Annotated in this window: 1 protein-coding gene; it reads right to left on the bottom strand. The window is 69.3% G+C overall.

Annotated features, from left to right (window positions below):
• A partial coding sequence (locus B2X67_RS15995; protein ID WP_286786087.1) for a PAS domain-containing protein occupies window positions 1–472 on the bottom strand: 472 nt, incomplete at both ends.

Here is a 472-nt window from a genome sequence, read left to right as displayed (position 1 = left end):
GGTTCGGCAGGCCGGTGAGGGCGTCGTAGAAGGCCAACTGGCGGATCTGCTGCTCGCTCTCGCGGCGCGCGGTGATGTCGCGGGTGACCATCACCACGGCGCGCTTTTCGAACAGCGGCCTGTCGATGGCCTGCGCGCGGGCCTCGAAACTTCGCTTTCGGCCGCCTTCCTCCAGGCTGTACTCGATGGCCTGCGGCGCCGCGCTCTCCAGCGCCTGGGCGATCCAGGCGATCAGCCGCTCGGCCTGCGGCCTGGGCAGCACGTCGCTGATCAACCGGCCGATCTTGCTGCTGTCCTCGGGATCGATGTGGTGCCGGGACGGAGAGATCACTTCCCGGTAGCGTCCGTCCTCGTCGACCACGAAGAGCAGGTCCGGAATCGCGTGGGTGATGGCGCTCAGCCGGGCCTCGCTGTCGCGCAGGGCATGCTCGGTCTCGTTGCGACGCTGCTGGCCGCGCAGCAGGGCGACCAG

It is taken from the genome of Pseudomonas sp. UBA3153 (assembly GCF_002364635.1).
GTDB lineage: Bacteria > Pseudomonadota > Gammaproteobacteria > Pseudomonadales > Pseudomonadaceae > Pseudomonas_O > Pseudomonas_O kuykendallii.
This window is presented reverse-complemented; position numbering and strand designations above follow the sequence as displayed.